General features: G+C 34.4%; 15 protein-coding genes. 9 read left to right on the forward strand and 6 right to left on the reverse strand.

Features of this window, described 5'->3' with window-relative positions:
• The first annotated feature begins 10 nt into the window (after positions 1-10).
• Entirely contained in the window at positions 11-1,246 is a 1,236-nt protein-coding gene (gene rodA, locus HAV12_RS21690; protein ID WP_171571425.1) for a rod shape-determining protein RodA, read from the forward strand.
• A gap of 214 nt (positions 1,247-1,460) precedes the next feature.
• Here rodA and HAV12_RS21695 read toward each other — a convergent pair whose 3' ends face one another.
• The 6 genes from HAV12_RS21695 to xrtF all read right to left on the reverse strand — a co-directional run bounded on the left by HAV12_RS21695 (position 1,461) and on the right by xrtF (position 6,219).
• On the reverse strand, positions 1,461-2,141 hold the full coding sequence (locus HAV12_RS21695) for a DedA family protein (RefSeq protein ID WP_171571426.1): 681 nt from the start codon (positions 2,139-2,141) through the stop codon (positions 1,461-1,463).
• A 129-nt stretch (positions 2,142-2,270) separates the two neighbouring features.
• Positions 2,271-2,612, reverse strand: coding sequence for a heavy-metal-associated domain-containing protein (locus HAV12_RS21700; protein ID WP_171571427.1), 342 nt, complete (start codon positions 2,610-2,612; stop codon positions 2,271-2,273).
• Positions 2,613-2,681: 69 nt separating this feature from the next.
• The gene (locus tag HAV12_RS21705) at positions 2,682-4,688 is read right to left on the reverse strand and encodes a TonB-dependent siderophore receptor (protein WP_171571428.1); all 2,007 of its coding nucleotides are present in this window, start codon (positions 4,686-4,688) and stop codon (positions 2,682-2,684) included.
• Between the two features lie 113 nt (positions 4,689-4,801).
• Positions 4,802-5,200 (reverse strand): hypothetical protein, encoded by a 399-nt coding sequence (locus tag HAV12_RS21710; protein WP_132032036.1) that lies wholly within the window; start codon positions 5,198-5,200, stop codon positions 4,802-4,804.
• A gap of 46 nt (positions 5,201-5,246) precedes the next feature.
• Positions 5,247-5,693, reverse strand: a complete 447-nt coding sequence (locus tag HAV12_RS21715) for an exosortase F system-associated protein (RefSeq protein ID WP_171571429.1) — start codon at positions 5,691-5,693, stop codon at positions 5,247-5,249.
• Positions 5,683-6,219 (reverse strand): exosortase family protein XrtF, encoded by a 537-nt coding sequence (xrtF, locus tag HAV12_RS21720; protein WP_171571430.1) that lies wholly within the window; start codon positions 6,217-6,219, stop codon positions 5,683-5,685. Before xrtF ends, HAV12_RS21715 begins: the two co-directional genes overlap by 11 nt.
• A 70-nt stretch (positions 6,220-6,289) precedes the next feature.
• Here xrtF and HAV12_RS21725 point away from each other — a divergent pair, with 70 nt between their 5' ends.
• The 8 genes from HAV12_RS21725 (at position 6,290) to HAV12_RS21760 (ending at position 17,545) form a co-directional block, all read left to right on the forward strand.
• The gene (locus HAV12_RS21725; protein ID WP_171571431.1) at positions 6,290-6,745 is read left to right on the forward strand and encodes a GAF domain-containing protein; all 456 of its coding nucleotides are present in this window, start codon (positions 6,290-6,292) and stop codon (positions 6,743-6,745) included.
• A 165-nt stretch (positions 6,746-6,910) separates the two neighbouring features.
• Entirely contained in the window at positions 6,911-7,177 is a 267-nt protein-coding gene (rpsO, locus tag HAV12_RS21730) for a 30S ribosomal protein S15 (protein WP_041516556.1), read from the forward strand.
• Positions 7,178-7,352: 175 nt separating this feature from the next.
• Positions 7,353-9,488, forward strand: coding sequence for a polyribonucleotide nucleotidyltransferase (locus HAV12_RS21735; RefSeq protein ID WP_171571432.1), 2,136 nt, complete (start codon positions 7,353-7,355; stop codon positions 9,486-9,488).
• Positions 9,489-9,668: 180 nt separating this feature from the next.
• The gene (locus HAV12_RS21740) at positions 9,669-10,439 is read left to right on the forward strand and encodes a hypothetical protein (protein WP_171571433.1); all 771 of its coding nucleotides are present in this window, start codon (positions 9,669-9,671) and stop codon (positions 10,437-10,439) included.
• A 4-nt stretch (positions 10,440-10,443) separates the two neighbouring features.
• Entirely contained in the window at positions 10,444-13,218 is a 2,775-nt protein-coding gene (locus HAV12_RS21745; protein ID WP_171571434.1) for a TonB-dependent receptor domain-containing protein, read from the forward strand.
• Between the two features lie 10 nt (positions 13,219-13,228).
• Positions 13,229-14,449: a DUF4249 domain-containing protein gene (locus tag HAV12_RS21750; protein WP_171571435.1), complete on the forward strand. Its 1,221-nt coding sequence runs from the start codon at positions 13,229-13,231 to the stop codon at positions 14,447-14,449.
• Positions 14,450-14,543: 94 nt separating this feature from the next.
• Positions 14,544-15,770 carry a DUF4249 domain-containing protein gene (locus HAV12_RS21755; RefSeq protein ID WP_171571436.1) on the forward strand — a complete coding sequence of 409 codons (1,227 nt, stop codon included), beginning with the start codon at positions 14,544-14,546 and terminating at the stop codon, positions 15,768-15,770.
• A 20-nt stretch (positions 15,771-15,790) separates the two neighbouring features.
• Entirely contained in the window at positions 15,791-17,545 is a 1,755-nt protein-coding gene (locus HAV12_RS21760) for a hypothetical protein (protein ID WP_171571437.1), read from the forward strand.
• The last annotated feature ends 144 nt before the right edge of the window (positions 17,546-17,689 follow it).

Here is a 17,689-nt window from a genome sequence, read left to right on the forward strand (position 1 = left end):
ATTATTTCAAATGAAAAATCAAAGTGTAAAAAATAATATTGACTGGATAAGTGTTATTATCTACGCTGCACTTGTTGTATTGGGGTGGCTGAACATCTATTCTTCTTCATTATTATCTACTGATGGTACTTATGAAAAGCAATTAATTTTTATTGCCTGTACAATTCCTTTAATTTTTATTGTTCTTTTTGTAGATGGTAAATTTTATGAAAAATACGCCAGTATTATCTTTGGGGTATCCTTACTGTCATTGGCAGGTTTGTTTCTTTTTGGAAAAACAATTGCCGGACAAAGATGCTGGTATGCTATTGGAAGTTTTACGATACAGCCTTCGGAGTTTGCAAAAGCTGCAACTTCACTGGCACTGGCAAAATACCTGAGTGACAGTCAGATTAACCTAAAAGAGACCAACAGACAAATTCAGGCTTTAGCCATTGTCTTTTTACCGGTTCTTCTGATCTTACCACAACCCGACCCGGGAAGTGCTTTGATTTATAGTATTTTCATCGTGGTTTTGTTTAGGGAAGGATTACCGGCATGGTATGTATGGACAGGATTTTTAGCTATATTACTCTTTGTTTTAACACTTGTTCTGGAACCTTATGTCGTAATTTTAATCTCTCTGGCAGTATTAACCATTATCTATTTTAAGGGAAGGGTCGTCGATCGAAACCTTCTTTTGAGTGCTATCTTACTGGCTATTATTTCAGGCTTTGTTCTTTCTGTTGATTATGTATTTGACAATGTTTTCAAACAACACCATAGAGACCGTTTCAATATCCTTTTAGGAAAAAGTGTCGATATGAAAGGCATCGGATACAACACAAATCAATCTGAAATTGCAATTGGATCCGGTGGATGGATGGGAAAAGGTTTCCTGGAAGGAACTCAGACCAAAGGTGGTTTTGTACCCGAACAGCATACCGATTATATCTTTACGACTGTTGGTGAAGAATGGGGTTTTCTCGGATCATTAGTGGTTATTTCCCTTTTTGTCGGATTGTTATTAAGAGTCATCTATTTGGCCGAAAGACAAAAGACAAAATTCAGCCGGGTATATGGTTATTGTGTGGCCGGAATTTTATTCACGCACTTTTTTGTAAACATTGCTATGGTTGCAGGGATTTTCCCAACGATTGGAGTGCCATTGCCTTTCTTTTCATACGGTGGTTCCGGACTCTGGGGATTTACTATTTTACTGTTTATTTTCTTAAAAATGGATGCTAATAAGGTTAATGAATGGTAATTTTAAAAAAACAAAAGTTTAAAATTCCAAAATCCAATTCCGAAGAAAATAACAAAAGAATTAATTAAGTTCTTAAACTAAAAAACAGCTCGTTCGTTATCCTGTAACAAACAAACTACCTTAAAAAACTCTTTTTAAATTTAATAAGTCATTCTAAAACATAAAAAAGTCCGAAGCTTAAAGCTTCGGACTTTTTTATATATGTTAACTATACTTATATTTTTTCGCTTGGTCTTTTCTTTAAGAATTTAAGTAAAACCGGGAATGTAGAGATGATTACAATGATAATAATAATGTACTCGATATGTTCTTTTAAATCTATACCTTGTTTTAGAAAAACGCCATATAAATAGTGCCCTGAAAAGATCAATAAGAATGACCAAAGAAATGAACTCAGGATATTATAAAACATAAATTTCTTTTTATCCATAGAAACTATTCCGGCTATAATTGGAGCAAAAGTTCTTAAGATTGGAAGAAAACGGGCATAGATAATTGCTTTACCTCCATACTTCTCAAAGAAATCTTTTGATTGCAATAAGTATTTCTTTTTGAACCAGAAGGAATCTTCTTTTTTAAACAAGTAATATCCGCTTTTGGCTCCAAACCAATATCCTGTCATATTACCCAAAACTCCCATCACCGCAACCAAAGTTGAAAGCAAAAATACGTTGATAAAATCGCTTGGAATATGCACCACATTCTGAATCAAATCACGACTGTAAATACCCGCTAAAAAAAGCAAACTATCTCCAGGCAGAAAAAAACCTGCAAAAAGTCCTGTCTCAGCGAATACGATAAACAAAACAATATATAACCCAATCTGAAATCCTCCGACACTTAACGTAATATAAAATTCAGGGTTAATTAATTGAGTCCAGTCGAAATTATTCATAAATGCGTTTGGTTATATTTATAAGTTCGTGAAAGTAACAATAATTTACTTCAACCACAATAAAATGCGGTATTTTAAAGATAAATTAACGATTCAAAAAAGCCCGGGTTCAAACCCGGGCTCTCAAAATTATTCTCTTTGATACTTGCAGCAAGTGTGCAAATTATCATAATCTGCCTGAGTTGCTTTTATCTCTTTGGTATCATGTCCAACCTTTGCGATTGCTTTATTTAAATCTTCCGGAGAAGACTTTTCTTCATTCAGAATTACGGTAAGCTGGTGCGAACTCATATCCCAGTTAGCCGTCTTTACGCCCGGCACACCAAAAGCAGCTTTTTCGATACGTTTCTTACATTGTTCGCAATTACCATTTACTTCTGTAGCGTATTTTAGATTCTTGTTCTTTTTAGTCTGCGCCTGGGCTGAAAATCCTAAAAAAGTTACCAGTACAATTAAAATTAAGTTTTTCATTTTAGTAGTATTTATTGTTATTGATTTTTGATATTGATTTTTGATATTGATTTTTGCTTTTATTTTATTTTATTTTATTTTAAATCGCAATCCTGCGTAATACATTTGACCAAAAATGGGTGCGTAAGCTATAGAAGCATCAAAATTAGGCCCAAAAGGATTGCTGGCTCCTAAAATTGCTTTTTCCTGCTTGTAATTCCCAATATTTTCCCCGCCAATGTAGACTTCAAATACCGGAGAAAAAACTCTGGTAACCTGTGCATTCATAACAGCGTAAGAAGGCGAAAAATCAGGAAACTGATCTGCTGCAGGATTTGATGCTGTATAGGGCAATTGCTGTTTTCCCGACCAGTTAAAGGTGTAATCAAACTTCCATTGTTTGTCGTTATTCATATTGGTTTCATATTCCAGATTTCCTAAAAAACGGTGTTTTGCCTGCAAAGGCCGTTGGAAAGTTCCTCTTAGATAATCGGTCTGAATGTCATAATATTTATAAGCGGTTCTCAAATTCAGATTATGAACCAATTCATAATTGAACTCCACCTGCAGACTATTTGCAAATGAACTTCCTTTAAGGTTATAGAACAAAGCTTCCTGAGGACTTTGCATCAAATCAACAACGGCCTGGTTTTGAAAATCCGTACGATACAAATCAAATCCCGTTTCTGCATTTTTACCAAACAATTTAAACTTCTGGGAAAAACTTAAACCGTAATTCCAGGCTATCTCCGGATTTAATCCGTAAATTTTTCCGTTCGTATCTAAAATTGAAAAAGTTCTTGAACTGGCAAAAAGCTGCTGGTTTTCGGCAAAGATATTAGCGGAACGCTTTCCTCTTCCTGCTGAAAAACGAAGCACGCCATCTTTCCACGGATTGTATCTCAGATGCAGACGCGGTGTTACAAAAAAGCCTAATCTGTTATGATTATCGACTCTTCCGCCTAAAATCAAACTGAAGTTATCGGTGTTATCATAGGTGTATTCAAAAAATGCCCCAACCGAATTATCGATTCTGCTGTAATCATTCACATTTACAAACTCCTGATACTGGTCGTACGAAAAATTCAGACCTGTTGTGAATTTATGCATCGTATTGTTGATAATGGAATTGAAAATCAAATTCGAATAATAACTGTTTTGCCTGATGTTGTATTGGTTTAAACCAAAGTACGATTCCTGATCGTGGCTATTAAAAGCATTCTGAAAACCAATACTCTGATACGGCATATTCTTAAAAACATATCCTATTTTTGTGGAAACTTCAAAACGTTCCGTATTGATTTCCGAACCCCAGTAATTAGTTGTTCCTCTGTCCCTGTCTTTATCAAAATTTACTTCACCGGTTTGCTTTTTATCATTCATATACCTGAAATTGATAAAACTTACCAGACCGCTTTCCGGGTTATAATATTGATAACGATTCAGTATATTGATTTGTTTCCCTAACGGATTATCCAGAAAACCGTCGTTATTCATGTCGTTCTTTGCAACACGGGTATTTCCGTGCAGAAACAGGCTGGTTGCCCATTTATCGGATAATTTTTTATTGAAATGTGTATTCAGTTCAAAACGGGAATCCGTAGACCCGTAAACGTTTAGAAAAAACGGAATGTCGCTTAGCGGTTTTAAAAGCTCTGTATTAATTTGTCCTGAAATACTTTCATAACCATTGATAACACTTCCGGCGCCTTTGGTAATCTGCACACTTTCGATCCAGGTTCCCGGGGTAAAGGACAAACCATAAGCCTGGGAAGCTCCACGGACTGAAGGAATATTTTCTTCCGTAATCATTAAATACGGGCTTGTTAAGCCGAGCATTTTTATTTGTTTCGTTCCCGTTAAGGCATCAGAAAAATTCACATCTATAGACGGATTGGTCTCGAAACTCTCGGCAAGGTTACAACAAGCCGCTTTTAGCAATTCTTTACTTGTAATGAGAGTTGTGTTGGCGGTAACGGTATAGGATTTTTTAATTCCTTTTTGCTTTTTCGTAATTTTTACTTCTTCCAGATCTTCTTGTGAGAAGACAGAAACGGAAAGCAAAAACATAACAAAAAGCATTATATTTTTTTGCATACAAAATAATTTTAATGTTAAAAGATAACTGCTTTTGAATGTTTCTCCACTAATAAGAGACAACTAAGCAGTACAATACAAGCCTAGAAAAGACTTGATCTTAAGCATTAAAATCAGGCGTAAAAAATATATTGACTGTATAATTTAAATAAGGGAGGCGCATTCGCATCTGAATAGTACGAAATGATCTGATTGCTTTTAAAATTTGGAATGGCCAGAAAAGCAATTGGCTGGAATTCCTGAAGTACAGCCGGAAAAGCAAGCTGAAAAAAGAATAACTTAAAAGTGGCGTTATCCGATTTTTTTTCGAAATGAACTACTTTATCTTTACAACAGGATGATTTTTTCTCAGACGATCCGCAACATTTCTTTTCAGGAGAAACAGAAGCTGTGGTATTTAAAGAAACGGAAGCAATTTTTCCTCCACAATAATGCACATCAAAAGCAAACCCAATGTTGGAAACCAACAAAAGGAACGCTAAAAATAATCCGGTGCACTTCTTTAAATTCATAATTGCAAAAATATTCAAAAGACCCTGAAAAAAATATAATAAAATGTTATTTTTTGAAACCCTGCATCTGATAATAAAAGGCAGGAATAAACAGCAATACAAAAATGGGCTGAATGATAAATCTTCTAACGTAAAAAAGCAACCAGCTCCCATCGGCAAAATATTCCAAAATCACAAAAAACACCCCGAAAAGAACCACCAGAAAACAACCGTACAAAAAGGCACTAAATTTAAGAATTACTAAATCCTGAAACAGTACATAAATAAGCAGGAGAGATAAAACCGTGTTTAGAAAATACCGCAGTAAAAGTCCCCAAAAAAGTTTAAAAACATCAACTTTGGGAAAAGGCAATCCTTTAAAATCAGAATCAAAATAAACCAAAAAAGGATCGTAAAACAAGATCTTTTCAAAAGCTCTTATTACACCAAAACCGACCACGATAAGAACCGCAAGTATGATTTTACCTTTATGATCTTTTATTTTATTTAGCATATTTTGAAAATTTGTTGACCCAAAAAACCCATAAACCAAAAACCAATCCGTAGATTATTAACGGAAAAAGGACTCCATGGAGAATATGTTCTTTCTCCCGAAAATGAAATAACAACACAGTCAATAATCCAATTCGGATAACATTCATAACATAAATCAGGAAAACACCAAACAGAATAAAAAGCAAAGTCGTCTTAAACTTTCCGGAAAATGCTATTACAAAAGAAACAAACAGAATCATAACGCTTACAGCATTACATCCTTCTACAATTATAATGGTAAACTTATTATTATACCGAACTTCTAAGTAAGGACCTGAAAGACTTTTAGCAATTTTAGTGTTTTCATTAAACAACTGCATCAGCTGATCTACATTATGACCAATCATTGTGGTTATTCCGTCAATATCATTTGCATGAAAACTGTTTAAGTAAAATTTATAAATAACAGTCAATCCGATATAAGCAGCGAAAAAAGTGCCTATAAAAATCAGAAAGGGTTTAAATTGAAGTAAATATTTTTTCAAGTGAAATTTTTAACAAATTTATGTATTTTTTAAATTCAGTATTAAATACTTTTGCATAAAATTTTGCATTATGACATTTCAGGAATTACAACCAAAGATAAGTGCTATTATAGCTGATACCAATACGGTTAGAGACGAAAAATTATTATCTGTCTGCCAATTATTAAACGAAAACGTTGAATATTACAATTGGGTTGGGTTTTATTTTGCGAATCACGAAAGCAAAACGCTGCATTTAGGTCCTTATGTAGGAGCAGAAACCGATCACACCGTGATTCCTTTTGGAAAAGGAATATGTGGTCAGGTTGCAGAAAGCAATGCCAATTTTGTGGTGCCGGATGTTGCTGCACAAGACAATTATATTGCCTGCAGTTTTACCGTGAAGTCTGAAATCGTTGTTCCTTTATTTGTTAACGGACAAAACATTGGTCAGATTGATATTGACAGTCACGTTATTGATCCGTTTACAGAAGCTGACGAAAGATTTTTAGAATTTGTAAATCAGGAAGTTGCTACTTTATTTTAAAAATTACGGGCCTCAAGAATTACCAGAATGCTATTTTTTGACCTAATTTATTGAAACTTTAAATTTTTCAGTCTATAAATTTATTTTTTCGGAAAAAAAATGTAATTTTGCACCCGTCTTACAAAAGATGTATGACATACATAAAAATCATTAAATAATATTGGAATGTATTTAACTAAAGAAAAAAAAGAAGAGATTTTTGCACAACACGGTGAAGCAACAAACACTGGAAAAGCAGAAGCTCAAATTGCATTGTTCACTTACAGAATTTCACACTTAACTGAGCACTTGAAAAAAAATCGTCACGATTACAACACTGAGCGTTCTCTTGTACTACTAGTAGGTAAAAGAAGATCTTTGTTGGATTACTTGAAAAAGAAAGAGATCAACAGATATCGTGAGATTATCAAAGTATTGAATATCAGAAAATAATCAATATAGAAAAGAGGTGCGAAAGTGCCTCTTTTTGTTTTTTACAGAATATATTTATTACAAGCATTTTATTAGAAAAAAAGTTTGGTTTTTCATTGGGTTTTAGAAACAACAACTACACACAACAACTACAACACAACTAAAACCCATTGTATAACCAATAAGGAAAAAATTTATGATTCCACAATTATTTGTAGAAAAAATCGATTTAGGTGATGGCAGAAACATCACAATCGAGACAGGACGTTTAGCAAAACAAGCTGATGGTTCTGTAGTAGTAAGAATTGGTAAAACTGTTATTTTAGGAACAGTTGTATCATCAAGAAAAGCGAGTCCTGGTATTGACTTTTTACCATTAACGGTAGATTACCGTGAAAAATTTGCAGCAGCAGGTCGTTTCCCTGGTGGTTTCTTCAAAAGAGAAGCTCGCCCTAGTGATAGCGAAGTATTAACAATGAGATTAGTTGACCGTGTTTTACGTCCGCTTTTCCCAAGTGATTATCACGCAGAAGTTCAGGTTATGATTCAGCTTATGTCTCATGACGATGAAGTTATGCCGGATGCATTAGCAGGATTAGCCGCTTCGGCAGCACTTGCTTTGTCTGACATTCCTTTTGAAACTTTAATTTCTGAAGCCAGAGTTGGAAGAATTGACGGTAAATTTATCATCAATCCATCCCGTGCACAATTAGAATTATCTGATATTGATATGATGATTGGAGCTTCGACTGATTCTATCGCAATGGTAGAAGGAGAAATGAAAGAAATCTCAGAAGCTGAAATGTTAGAAGCAATTAAATTTGCTCACGAACATATTAAAGTACAAATTGCAGCTCAGGAAAGACTGGCAGCTGCGTTTGGAAAAAAAGAAGTTCGTACTTATGAAACTGAAAAAACAGACGATGCTATTTACGCAAAAGTAAAAGCAGCGGCTTACGATAAAATTTACGCTATTGCAAGTAAAGGTTCAGCTAAACACGAACGTTCTGCTGCATTTGATGCCGTAAAAGAAGAAGTGAAAGCCTTATTTACTGAAGAAGAATTGGCAGAAAATGGAGATTTAGTTTCTAAATATTTCTACAAAACCAATAAAGAAGCGGTTCGTAATGTAACTTTAGATTTAGGAACCCGTCTTGACGGAAGAAAAACTACAGAAATCAGACCAATCTGGTGTGAAGTAGATTACTTACCATCTGTTCACGGTTCTGCATTATTTACACGTGGAGAAACTCAGGCTTTGGCAACAGCAACTTTAGGAACATCCAGAGAAGCAAACCAAATTGATTCTCCATCTGAACAAGGAGAAGAAAAATTCTATCTACACTATAACTTTCCACCATTTTCTACAGGAGAAGCTCGTCCGTTAAGAGGAACTTCAAGAAGAGAAGTTGGACACGGAAACCTGGCACAAAGAGCATTGAAAAATATGATCCCTGCTGAAAATCCGTATACTATCAGAGTTGTTTCTGAAGTATTGGAATCAAATGGTTCCTCTTCTATGGCTACAGTTTGTGCCGGAACATTAGCTTTAATGGATGCCGGTATTCAAATGATTCGTCCGGTTTCAGGAATTGCAATGGGATTGATTACTGATGGCGATCGTTTTGCTGTTTTATCTGATATTTTAGGTGATGAAGATCATTTAGGAGATATGGATTTCAAAGTAACCGGAACTTCTGAAGGTATTACAGCTTGTCAGATGGACATCAAAATTGACGGATTGAAATACGAAATCATGGAGCAGGCTTTGGCTCAGGCTCGTGACGGACGTTTACATATTTTAGGAAAATTACTTGAAACTCTTGCAAAACCAAATGCAGATGTTAAAGCGCATTCTCCAAAAATCATCACCAGAACTATTCCTGGAAACTTTATTGGAGCATTAATCGGACCTGGCGGAAAAGTAATTCAGGAATTACAAAAAGCCACGGGAACAACTATCGTGATCAACGAAGTAAACGAAGAAGGTGTTATCGAAATCTTAGGGACAGATCCTGCCGGAATTGAAGCTGTATTGGCTAAAATTCAATCTATTACTTTCAAACCGCAAATGGGCGAAGCTTATGAGGTTAAAGTAATTAAAATGCTTGATTTTGGAGCTGTAGTAGAATATACTGCTGCGCCAGGAAATGAGGTATTGCTTCACGTATCTGAGCTAGCCTGGGAACGTACTGAAAATGTTACCGATGTTGTAAACATGGGAGATGTTTTTGAAGTGAAATACTTAGGGCTTGATCCTAAAACCAGAAAAGAAAAAGTGTCCAGAAAAGCACTTTTACAAAGACCTCCGCGTGAGGAGAAAAAAGAGTAATCAGATCTTAGTTTACTAAAGGTTTATTCATAGAAAACCCCAATTCATTTATTTGAATTGGGGTTTTTCGTTTTAAATATTAGTGTTTTTATTACATTTTAACAGATTTTCGTGTAGCGTGTAGCATTTTTTTAATACTTTTGAAATCATCAAAACAAATCATCAAAACCACACAATATTTTGAAAAATTATCAAAATAAATCTATTTTCCTTATTTTATTTGGATTATTCTTAAACATCTACACCATACACAGCCAGACAAGCAATACTGCTTCTTTATACAACTGGTTTGACAAAACTGTTGGTAAACAAAACTTAGAACTGTATAATGGCCCCCGCCATGTTAATCTATACAGGACTCTCGATAAAAGTCATAGTTATTATTTCTCCAATAACTACAGCACCGGAGATCTTAAATACCAGGGTCAGAATTACTATAATCTGGATCTTAAATATGATATCAATAATGACATCATAGTATTGAAGGCTAATGGTGAATACGATTATTTGGGTATCAATCTGATTAAAGAGGAAACGGCCTGGTTTACTCTTAACAACAAAAAATTTATTAATATAAATTTCAATAACCCATCAAGCCCGGCTTACATGAATGGTTATTATCAGGAAATTATTTTCTCCAAAAACAATACACTTTATATCAAACACCATAAAAACAGGACAAAAGTTATTGATACCAGAGCAATTTCTGACGGAACCAATCAGAATAGTTCTGATGAATTTAAAGAAAAAAATGAATACGTCTTAAAGTACAAAGATGCCTACTATAAAATAAGTTCAAGAAGTGACATTATTGAAATTTTTCCTCAGTATAAAAGCGAAATAAAAAAATACTACAACTCTAACATTCAATTAGAAGAATCCGATAAGAAAGTTTTTATTGAAAATTTAATCAAAGAAATCAACAGTCTTATCCCTAATGAAGTCAATTAAAAAAATGAGAAAAATTATATTAGCCCTATTTTTATTAGCTTTTACATTATCGTTCAGTCAGGAAAAAAAGAACAATATATCCATTGAATTTAAAAATGCTGACTTAAAAACAGCAATAGAAAGTCTTGAAAAAGTGGCGGGCTACCGATTTTATTTCGATGAAAACTGGATCAAATCTGAAGCTGTTGTCATAAACGTAACTTACACCGATGCTTCACTGGAAGAAGTACTTAGCACTATTTTCGAAAAAACGACCCTGAATTATTTCATTACCGATAAAAAAATAATACTGACAAAAAATAGTATAATCCACAGTTCCTTACCTAGTAATTATTTTGAACCTGTACCTGCAAAAACCGTTATTGCAGAAAACAAAAGCACAACAAAACCCTTATTTCACCAACAACTCGATACAAAAAGACAAAATACTACCAATAACGGCATAACCTATATTGGTAAAGAGAAAAGGGGAGAAGAATTAAAATCATACTCCTTATCCGGCATCATAAAGAATGAAAAAACTAAAAAACCTCTTTCTAATGTCACCATAAAAGTGCGTGATAAAAATATCAGCACAACCACTAACGAACAGGGATATTATAAAATTGAAGTGCCGTATGGTCTCAATTATCTGGAAATAGAATCAATCAATCATAAAAAGGACACACAACCAATTATGGTCTATGACGATGGTAAACTGGATGTCACTCTTTATGAAAGCATCAATGAGCTGGACGAAGTAGTGATCAATAAGAACGCGAATCGAAATGTAAAAACTGCCGTAGCCGGGGTTTCCAGTATAGATGTCGAAGGAATAAAAAATATTCCGCTGGTTCTTGGGGAACGTGATATTTTTAGAGTTGCCACTACTTTACCCGGAATAAAAACTACAGGGGAAGGTTCTGCAGGATTTAATGTGCGTGGAGGAAAAGATGACCAGAATCTAATCCTTTTAGACAATGCCGTTTTATACAATACCTCGCATTTCCTCGGATTTTTCTCTGCTGTTAATCCATATACAACCAGCAAAGTAGACATTTACAAAGGGAGTATCCCGGCAAGGTTTGGAGGAAGATTATCTTCTGTTTTTGATATTACCACAAAAAATGGCAATCCTGAAAAATTCTCCGGTGAAGGAGGAATCGGATCTGTAACAAGTAATCTTTCGATAAGTACACCAATAGTAAAAAACAAATCAAGTTTATTAGTCGGTATCAGAGGAACCTATTCTGAATGGATTTTAAAACGATTGAAAGACGAATCTTTAAAAAACAGTGAGGCGTCTTTTTTTGATGGAATCCTAAAATACAATCACAAAATAAACACCAATAACAATATTGAGACAACTTTATATTACAGTAAAGATCGTTTTAGTATTTCTTCGGATTCTGTCTATAAATACAGTAACGCACTGGTTTCATTAAAATGGAATCATTCCTTCAATGCTAAAAGCAAAGCAGATCTTATATTTACCAATAGTGAATATAAATTCAACATTGACTATGACAACGGAGGAATAAATTCGTTTGATTATGGCTATAAACTAAATGAAACGCAGGTTATTCTAAATGGGAATTATAATTTAAATAAAAAGCACGCTTTTAATTACGGTGTCTCCAGTAAACTTTATAATGTTGATCCCGGATATCTGCATCCCAAAAAACCGGAAGATGCTACATTAATTGCAGTAAACATAGACGGCGAGAAGGCATTAGAATCAGCGGTTTATTTTGCAGACAATTATAATATCACCGAAAAACTATTGATCACTTTAGGCTTGCGCTATTCGAGTTATTCGGCAATGGGTGAAGCCACGGAAAGAATTTACCAAAACAATGCCCCTATCAACGACAATACGGTCATAGGTTCCAAATATTACAAGAAAAATGAAACTATTAAAACCTATGGTGGATTTGAACCCCGAATTGCAGCACGGTATTTATTTACAGACGATTTCTCTGTAAAAGCCAGCTATGACAAAACGTATCAATACATTCACTTATTAACCAGTAACACTACACAATCGCCTACTGATGCCTGGAAGTTATCTGATTTAAATATAGCACCTCAGAAAGCACAGCAATTTTCACTGGGCCTTTATAAAAATTTAGACGATGACAAATATGAACTTAGCCTGGAAGGCTATTATAAAAAATCCGATAATTTACTAGACTATAAAGTTGGTGCAGAATTGTTATTGAATAAAAATCCTGAAACACAACTACTTCAGGGAGAAGGAAAAGCTTACGGAGTTGAGTTTTTAATCAAAAAAAACACAGGCAAACTTAATGGCTGGCTAGGTTATACGTATGCCCGTACTTTTATTAAATCAGACAGTCAGTTTGCGGAAGAAAAGGTAAACAATGGCCATTATTTTCCAACAAATTTTGACAAACCACATGAGGTGAGTGCTGTATTAAATTATAAATTCACGAAAAGATACAGTCTTTCCAGTAATTTTGTCTATCAATCCGGAAGACCCATTACCTATCCTATAGGAAGCTATGTATACAATGGTTTAGAATATACCTTATATAGTGACAGGAATAAATTTAGAATCCCGGATTATTATCGATTAGATGTTGGTTTCAATATCGAAGGAAATCATAAAATTAAAAAGCTGTCACACAGCTTCTGGAATATATCAATCTATAATGTTTTAGGAAGAAACAATCCATATTCTATCTTTTTTGTAACGACAAATGGTGAGATAAAAGCCTATAAAACGTCTATATTTTCGGTGCCTATTCCAACTATAACTTATAATGTCAAATTTTAGTAATCGTTAAATGAAATTTACAATTCGACATAGTAACCTTCTTTATCAAGCAATTGTTTTAGTACTTTTTTGCCTTTCTATGGGTAGCTGTACAGAGCAATATGCTTTTCAAACCAATACCTTTGAGAGCATACTTGTTGTTCAGGCAAACATTACAAATGAATTAAAAAAGCAGGAAGTTAAGATTACCAGATCTTATCGTCTTGAGGAAAACGGACCAACTCCTGAAAAAGGAGCTACTGTGTACGTAACCGATAGCGAAAACAATAACTATGAATTTGAATTTGAAGACTTCTCTGGTCTTTACGTTTCAAACAATCCTTTTCAGGCAGTTCCCGGGCGATCCTATCAATTGAATTTCACCACCAAAGAGGGAAAATCATATTCGTCTGCAATGGAAACTTTGACTCCTGTTAGTGAAATTAATGTAGAGCCAAAAATCGAAACAGTCGACGGAGAAAAAGGAGTACAAATAAGGGTCACCAGTAATGACCCAAGTTCAAAATCACAATTCTACAGATTCGAATATGACGAAACCTACAAAGTAGTCGCTCCCGACTGGAAACCGAATAAACTTATTGTAGACCCAAGCAACCCGGGTCCGGAATATACTTTCCTTACTGTTCCAAGAAATAATGGCGAATCAAGAATATGTTATACCACAAAAAAATCAGATGATTTGCTTTTGATAAGCAATGTAGGCCTTAGCGAAGATCGTATCAATTTACCCATACGCTTCATAAACATCAAGGATCCGATTATTATGCAGCGTTACAGCATTATAGTCCGTCAATATGTTCAGAATTTGGCCTCTTATACTTATTATAAAACACTGAAAAATCTTTCTACTTCTGCAAGTCTCCTTTCACAAGTACAGCCAGGGTTTAATTATGGTAATTTAAAATCAAATGATGATCCCGATGAGAAGATAATTGGCTTTTTTGAGGTATCATCAATTTCATCAAAAAGAATATTTTTCAATTTCAGGGATATCTTTATAACAGATCAGCATCCTCCATTTTTTTTCAGTTGCACACCACTGGAATTATCGAATTGCTGGAATGTCGGTTGCGGCGGACCAAAAATATATTCGATAGTTACCGGATTAGGCCGAGAGTTTATTTTTTACGGATCTCAGAATTATATGGAAAATATCATATTTGTTCCATCACCCTGTGGTGATTGTACTCAAATTTCATCTAACATCAGACCTTTATTCTGGATAGATTAAAAAATAACACAATGCAATCCATAGTATTACACACATTGGTAATTGCACAAAATATTTCGTTAAGAAAAAAAAAGAGAATACAAATTACCTACTTATGAAATTTATAATTCAACATATCAACTTTTTAGGCAAGACAATTGCTTTAGTACTTTTTTGCCTTTTTATGGGCAGTTGTACGGAGCAATATGCTTTTCAAACCAACACCTTTGAAAGCATACCGGTTGTTCAGGCAATCCTTACAAATGAAGTAAAAAAGCAGGAAGTAAAAATCACCCGATCCTATCGTCTGGAGGAAAATGGCCCAACTCCTGAAAAAGGAGCAACTGTCTTCATCACCGATAGCGATAATAATACATATGAATTTGAATTTGAAGAATTCTCCGGTCTCTATGTTTCAAACACTCCTTTTCAGGCGGTTCCCGGAAAATCATATCAACTGAATATTACAACCCCGGACGGAAAATCATACTCGTCTGTACCAGAAACTTTAACTCCTGTTACCGAAATTCAGGTCGAACCAAAAATCGAAACAATCGACGGGCAAAAAGGGGTACAAATAGTAGTAACCAGCTATGACCCGACTTCAAAATCACAATTTTACAGATTCGAATACGACGAAACTTATAAAATAGTATCTCCGGACTGGAAACCTAATAAACTGATCTTAGATCCCAATAATCCGGGTCCGGACTTCACTTATCTGACTGTTCCCAGAGATAACGGCGAATCAAGAGTCTGTTTCACCACAAAAAAATCAGATGACTTACTGTTAATCAGCAATGTCGGCCTTAGCGAGGACCGAATCAATCTGCCCATACGTTTTATAGATATACAAAGTCCGCTACTTTACGAACGATACAGTATTATAGTGCGGGAATATGTGCAGAATTTAGCCTCTTATACCTATTACAAAACCTTAAAAAACCTTTCTACTTCCTCCAGTCTTTTATCACAAGTTCAGCCCGGGTTTAATTATGGTAATTTAAAATCAAATGATAATTCAGACGAGAAAATTATTGGCTATTTTGAAGTATCATCCGTTTCATCAAAAAGAATCTTTTTTAATTTCAGGGATATCTTTAAAGATGATCCCTACCCGCCATTTATTGCAGATTGCAGTCAGACACTATCCTTAGCGAACTGCTTTACGGACAAGTTCTGCAGAGGACCGCAAATATATTCTATAGTTACAGGGGCCGGAAGAGAGTATGTGTTTTTTGCCGCTCTTAATAATAACACAACCTATGTTTTTACTCCTGCACCTTGTGGTGACTGTACTAAAATTTCATCTAACATTAAACCTTTATTTTGGATAGATTAAAACGAATAACCAGCACAATAATGGTAATAGCAATAAATACTTTTGCTATTGCCCAAAATAGTTCATTAAACAAAAATGAAGCTATTAGTACAGCTACGACTGAAAATATATTTGTTCACTTAAACAACACAACATTAATTACCGGAGAGACGCTGCATTGCAAATTGTATTGTACCAATCCAGTCAATAATGCTTTGAGTAAAATCAGTAAAATTGCTTATGTTGATCTTATCAATAGTGACAATCAGGTTGTTTTTACCAACAAAATTTATCTGGATAACGGAAAAGGGCAGGGTGACTTTTTCATACCGACCACAATTGAAACAGGCAGCTATAAACTTATTGCCTACACCAAATGGATGTTAAATAAAAATGATTTTAAAACTTCCAAAACGGATCTTTTAGTAATAAATCCCTATTTAGCCGGTAAAAAATCTAACTCCGGTAAGAATTCTAATTCCCAGAGTAAAGAACCAAATGTGTTAGCGAGTGGATCTGCTGCAGAAAATGAAATTAAGGATAAAAATTTCGCAATAGCATTAGATAAAAACACATTTCACGAAAGAGAACTGGTTCAGTTAAAAATAAAATCGTTAACTCCTGAAATCAAAAAAGGAAGTTTTTCTCTTTCTGTAAAGAAAATTGATAATTTGCCTGCTAAAAAACAATTGAACGCTTCAGAGTTTGTAAAATTCAACTCTACTAATGAAGTAACAAACAGAATAAATGATTCGATCCAATTTATTCCTGAGCTTAGAGGTGAGATTATTTCAGGCGTTATTACAAATAGTAAAGACCCTAAGCAGGTAAGCCATAAAAACGTAGCCTTGTCTATTCCCGGTAAAGAATTCGCCTTTAAAATTGTTCAGACCAATTCAGTGGGAAGGTTTAACTTTATTCTGGATAAAAATCCAAACTATTCCAGTGTTGTTGTTCAGGTATTGGAAAATGATAAGAACGACTATAAAATAGAAATCGATAAAAACACAGGATACAATTTGTCTGACTTAAAAACCACCGATGAGCTATCCCTGACTGCTGATTATAAAGAAGCTATCGAACAAAGATCCGTTGCCAACCAGATAGAGAATTCGTATTACCCGCTAAAAAAAGACAGCATAGCGGCTAATCAGAGTACTTTTCCGTTTTATCATCCACTGGAAAAAGAATATGTACTGGCCGACTATACAAAATTCCCTACCCTAAAGGAAACCATTACAGAAGTTGTAAAAGAGATGTATTATCGCGAAAAAGACAATAATTATTCCTTAAATCTGAGAGATATCAATTACGACCTGGAATATTTTTCCGAACCTGCTTTGGTATTAGTTGACGGGCTTTTAATTCAGAATGTAAATGAATTATTTACTTATAAAACAGAAAACATCTATAAAGTCAGCATTGTTCCGGGCGTCTATTTTTATGGACCAAAAGCGTTTAATGGCGTTATCAATTTCACTACTAAAAACATGGATTACGTAACATCAGCAAATGGCAGTTATATTTTAAAAACTGAAATTCAAAGACCTCAGAATAAAATCATCGCTTTCAAAGAAGATTATACCGATAAAAGCAAATACGAAAGAATTCCGGATTACAGATATCAATTGCTTTGGCAGCCGGAATTAACTTTAGAAAACAAAGAAAATATAATCTCCTTTTTTACCTCTGATGTTGCAGGAAAATACGAAATAAACGTGGAAGGATTTACAAATGAAGGAATTCCTGTCTCTTTAAAAGAAACTTTTGAAGTAAAAGATTCAACTGTAAATTAAAAAATAGCACCTGTTTTTTCTCCTAAAAACCCTTGTTTCTAAACTTAGGAGCAAGGGTTTTATTTATTTTCTATTTCACAACGCAACCTTTTTAGTGTTTTAATACTATTAATTATAAACCGTAAGTTAGAATAAAAAATAAAA

It is taken from the genome of Flavobacterium sp. CLA17, from assembly GCF_013112255.2.
GTDB classification, from domain to species: Bacteria; Bacteroidota; Bacteroidia; order Flavobacteriales; family Flavobacteriaceae; genus Flavobacterium; species Flavobacterium circumlabens.